This is a genomic window from Mycobacterium sp. (genome assembly GCF_035570115.1).
Lineage (GTDB): Bacteria > Actinomycetota > Actinomycetes > Mycobacteriales > Mycobacteriaceae > Mycobacterium.
On the sequence record NZ_DATMLH010000131.1, the window covers coordinates 1 to 3,077 of the forward strand.

Consider the following 3,077-nt stretch of genomic DNA (forward strand, 5'->3'; position numbering starts at 1 on the left):
GGTGAACACCGTGGTGATCCCGGTCGCGCTGAACAGCGCCACCGCATCCTCGGTGTACTTGTCGAAATCGGTGTCGAAGATGCCCTGGTACTGAAAATGCAGGCCCGAACCGACGTCGAACAATACCCACCGCAAGTAGTGCAGCCGCAGCGGCGCGAGCACGTCGGGACTCCCGGCAATCGCTTCCTCGATCTGCTTGCCGTACGCGCGGACGGCCTCTTCGCGCCCCTCTTTGACCTTCGCGATGATCGAAAAGCCATAGCAGGCAGGAGTCCTCGGATAGATCGGACCGTAGCGGCCCCGCTCGAGCTCGAAGTACCCCTCCTTGGGAATGGCCGTCGCCGCTGGCTTGCTCCAGTCATGATCGCTCGTCGGCATTTCGGACTCCGCTCTGTACTGTCCGTGCGAACACTACGCCCCGATCACGCCCCCGGACCATTTCGTCGGCGGCCATTCGACCAGGCGACGACCGTTGCGTCGATGTTCATCGGGCAGGCGCCGTCGGCCCATCCCCGCCAGTCCTCAGTTCCTCGAACAACCCCGCGCGGGCCGACAGCAAGCCGCTGACCATCAACACCCAGACGGGGAACGCCATCGCGATCCACATGCTGATGTTGCCGGAGGCGGGTGCGCCGGCGCCACGTATCGGGCCGGTCGACCAGCTGCTCGACGAATGGCTGGCAGCACACCAATTGAGCAGCTGCCTACTGACGGCCGTCCAACTACAGCAGTTAGCCGATGAGTCCGGGCGCCACAAATCGTTCGTGCTGGCACTCGGTGTCGGCGGCCTGCCAAAATGTGGCCACGGGTGGGCCGGCCACACACGGTCGACGCCGGAAAGCGCCTCCTAGCACCACATATGCGCTGGTGTCCGACTACGATGTCGGTTATCCGCCAGCAATGTCAGTGGTCGGGTGTAATTGTCGAACCGTGCATGAAGACTTCGACCGCTGCTATCGGGCCGTGCAATCCAAGGACGCTCGGTTTGACGGCTGGTTCGTCACAGCGGTGCTGACCACCGGGATTTATTGCCGCCCCAGCTGTCCGGTCCGGCCACCGTTCGCCCGCAATGTCCGGTTTTATCCAACCGCAGCCGCCGCGCAACGTGCCGGCTTTCGCGCGTGCAAGCGCTGCCGCCCGGACGCATCGCCGGGGTCGCCCGAGTGGAACATCCGCGGCGACCTCGTCGCCCGGGCCATGCGGCTGATCGCCGACGGCGTCGTGGACCGCGAGGGTGTCACCGGTCTTGCCGCCCGTCTCGGTTACACCACACGTCAGCTCGAGCGGCTGCTGCAGGCCGAAACCGGTGCCGGCCCGCTTGCCCTGGCCCGCGCGCAGCGCACGCAGACCGCGCGCGTACTGATCGAGACGACTGATCTGGCTTTCGGCGATGTCGCTTTTGCCGCAGGCTTTTCCAGCATCCGCCAATTCAACGACACGCTGCGCTTGGTGTGCGACAGCACTCCCACCCAGTTGCGCAAACGCGCGTCCGCACGGTTCGGGCGTACCGCATTGAACGTGCGGTCACCGGGGACGGTGTCGCTACGCCTGCCGGTGCGGGCTCCGTTCGCCTACGAAGGGGTCTTCGGTCATCTGGCTGCCGGCGTGGTGCCCGGATGCGAGGAAGTGCGCCACGGCACATATCGCCGCACCCTGCGGCTGCCGTCCGGAAACGGCATCGTCAGCCTCACACCCGCGCCCGACCACGTCCGATGCCTGCTGGTGCTCGACGATTTCCGCGACCTGACGACCGCGATCTCCCGTTGCAGGCGGCTACTAGACCTCGACGCGGATCCGGAGGCGGTGATCGAGATCTTGCAATCTGATCCGGCACTGGCCCCGGTGGTAGCCAAGGCACCAGGGCAACGCATACCCCGCACCGTCGACGAGAACGAACTCGCGCTGCGAGCGGTACTGGGTCAGCAGGTATCCACCAAGGCCGCGCGAACACACGCGAGCAGGCTGGTCATCGCATACGGCCAGCCGGTCCACGACGCCGACGGCACACTGACGCATACCTTTCCGTCGGTTGAGCAGCTCGCCGACATCGATCCGGCCCATCTGGCCGTCCCGGAGGCACGCCGGCGGACCCTGACCGCCCTCATCGCCGCGCTGGCCGATGGCAGCGTGATCCTTGACACCGGTTGCGACTGGGACGCGGCCCGTCACCAGTTGCTGGCACTGCCAGGCATCGGGCCGTGGACCGCCGAGGTGATCGCCATGCGCGGTCTGGGTGACCCAGACGCCTTTCCCGTTAGCGACCTCGGATTGCGCTTGGCTGCCGAGCAATTGGGTTTGCCGACCGCTCCGCGGGCACTGACTGCGCGAAGCCATCCGTGGCGCCCCTGGCGCTCCTATGCCACACAACATCTCTGGACCACGCTGGAGCACCCGGTAAACCACTGGCCGTCGAAGGAGATCGCATGATCCACTACCGCACCATTGACAGCCCGATCGGTCCGTTGGCGCTTGCGGGGCGCGGCGGCGCGCTGACGAATCTGCGCATGCTGGACCAGACCTATGAGCCGAACCGCACTGACTGGGTGCCCGACGATCGGGTCTTTCCGGACGCGGTCGACCAGCTCGAGGCGTACTTCGCCGGTCAGCGCACCGATTTCGACCTCGAACTCAGCTTGGTGGGTAGCGAGTTTCAGCGGCGGGTTTGGCAGGCGCTGCTGACTATTCCGTACGGGGAAACCCGATCGTACGGAGAGATCGCGGAACAGATCGGCGCATCGGGTGCCGCTCGCGCCGTGGGGCTGGCAAATGGCCACAATCCGATCGCCATTATCGTCCCGTGCCACCGGGTGATCGGTGCAAACGGAAGTCTTACCGGATACGGCGGCGGCCTCGATCGTAAGCGGTCGCTGCTGGAAATGGAGAAGAACGTAAAATCGGGGAATTTAATGCTTTTTGATTAAGGCTATTTTTGGGTGCAAAAAAGGGCACCGTTGTGGGTGCCCTTTTTTGGGTGTGTGTTCGGCGGTGTCCTACTTTTCCACCCGGGTTGGGTAGTATCATCGGCGCTGGCAGGCTTAGCTTCCGGGTTCGGGATGGGTCCGGGCGTTTCCCTGTCG

General features: G+C 64.8%; 4 protein-coding genes and 1 rRNA gene. 3 read left to right on the top strand and 2 right to left on the bottom strand.

Annotated features, from left to right (window positions below):
* The coding region (locus VNW74_RS12310; protein ID WP_325677137.1) for a hypothetical protein at positions 1 to 378 on the bottom strand (378 nt) is incomplete at its 3' end.
* 227 nt (positions 379 to 605) lie between these two features.
* Here VNW74_RS12310 and VNW74_RS12315 point away from each other — a divergent pair.
* The 3 genes from VNW74_RS12315 to VNW74_RS12325 all read left to right on the top strand — a co-directional run bounded on the left by VNW74_RS12315 (position 606) and on the right by VNW74_RS12325 (position 2,921).
* Positions 606 to 851: a hypothetical protein gene (locus VNW74_RS12315; protein WP_325677139.1), complete on the top strand. Its 246-nt coding sequence runs from the start codon at positions 606 to 608 to the stop codon at positions 849 to 851.
* 79 nt (positions 852 to 930) lie between these two features.
* Complete coding sequence (locus VNW74_RS12320) at positions 931 to 2,427, top strand: DNA-3-methyladenine glycosylase 2 family protein (RefSeq protein ID WP_325677141.1); 1,497 nt, start codon at positions 931 to 933, stop codon at positions 2,425 to 2,427.
* Positions 2,424 to 2,921: a methylated-DNA--[protein]-cysteine S-methyltransferase gene (locus VNW74_RS12325; protein ID WP_325677143.1), complete on the top strand. Its 498-nt coding sequence runs from the start codon at positions 2,424 to 2,426 to the stop codon at positions 2,919 to 2,921. The genes VNW74_RS12320 and VNW74_RS12325 overlap by 4 nt, the downstream gene beginning before the upstream one ends.
* A 56-nt stretch (positions 2,922 to 2,977) precedes the next feature.
* On the opposite strand, the gene rrf is transcribed toward VNW74_RS12325, so the two are convergent.
* Positions 2,978 to 3,077: ribosomal RNA gene (gene rrf, locus VNW74_RS12330) — 5S ribosomal RNA — on the bottom strand; the annotation flags it as partial.

Bases quoted from the DNA above. Each gene is read 5' to 3' on its own strand.
- VNW74_RS12315 (WP_325677139.1), top strand. From the start codon at position 606: ATGCTGATGTTGCCGGAGGCGGGTGCGCCGGCGCCACGTATCGGGCCG.
- VNW74_RS12325 (WP_325677143.1), top strand. From the start codon at position 2,424: ATGATCCACTACCGCACCATTGACAGCCCGATCGGTCCGTTGGCGCTT.